At 73.7% G+C, this 995-nt stretch carries 1 protein-coding gene and 1 pseudogene; one reads left to right on the top strand and one right to left on the bottom strand.

Going from position 1 to position 995, the window contains the following annotated elements:
* The first annotated feature begins 48 nt into the window (after nucleotides 1-48).
* Nucleotides 49-702, top strand: a complete 654-nt coding sequence (locus EHS43_RS45125) for a Tat pathway signal sequence domain protein (protein ID WP_185806689.1) — start codon at nucleotides 49-51, stop codon at nucleotides 700-702.
* Between the two features lie 18 nt (nucleotides 703-720).
* On the opposite strand, the pseudogene EHS43_RS48645 reads toward EHS43_RS45125, so the two are convergent.
* A pseudogene (locus EHS43_RS48645) lies at nucleotides 721-995 on the bottom strand (chitin-binding protein); the annotation flags it as partial.

The raw sequence follows: 995 nt of genomic DNA, 5'->3' as shown, positions 1-995 counted from the left end.
TCCGCGCCCCCCACCCCCACCCTCACCTCACGAAAGAGGCAATCCCCCATGCGTATGCGTTCTCTGCTCTCCCTCACCGCCGCTGCCGCCGCCTTCGCGCTCCCCGTAGCCGTGGCCGCGTCCGCCCCCGCCGCGGCGGCCGACGTCGCGGTCCTCACCGCCGGCGGCGCCGACGTCGCCGAGGGCACGACCATCAGCGCCTCCCTGGCGAGCGGCACCACCGCGACCCTCTACTCCAGCTCGACGGGCACCAGCGGCATCACCTGCACGGCCTCCACCTTCACCGCCACGGTCACCGGCAACCCGACCGCGCCGGGCACCGCCACCGAGTCCCTGACCGGGCAGACCTTCAGCAACTGCACCTCGAACGTGGTCGGCGTCCTCGGCGTCACCAGCATCACGGTCAACAACCTGCCGTACTCCACCGCCGTGTCCTCCGACGGCACCGTCGCCGTGACCCCGGCGAGCGGTTCCGCCATCCAGACCACCGTCGTGCTGCGCACCCTGCTGGGCAGCGTCAGCTGTGTCTACCAGGCGGCGGGCGGCCTGGCCGGCACGGCCGACAACGCCGACAACAGCATCAAGTTCGCCAACCAGCAGTTCAGCCGGACGTCCGGTTCCTCGCTGTGCCCCGCCAGCGGTTTCTGGACCGCGAAGTACAGCCCGGTGACCGCCGACGGCCAGCCGGTCACCGTCAACTGAACTCCGTGACCGCGTAGTTCAGCGCCGGCGCAGACGAAGCGCCAGGGCGGCGCCCCCGGTGAGCACCAGCACCGCGGCGGCGCCGCCCGCCATCATGGGGGCCGACGGTCCGGAGGCGGGATCGGCGTCGGCCGCCACCGGAGTGGAGTCGGGCACGGCATCGCCCGCCGAGCGCGCCACCGAAGGCGTCGGCGAGGGGGCGACGGAAGAAGTGGCCGGCGCCGGGCTCCGCGCCGGGTTCTTCTCCGCCGCCTTCGACCGGACCGGCGACGCGGAGGCGCTCGCCCCTGCCC

Source organism: Streptomyces sp. RP5T (genome assembly GCF_003933965.1).
GTDB lineage: Bacteria > Actinomycetota > Actinomycetes > Streptomycetales > Streptomycetaceae > Streptomyces.
This window is presented reverse-complemented; position numbering and strand designations above follow the sequence as displayed.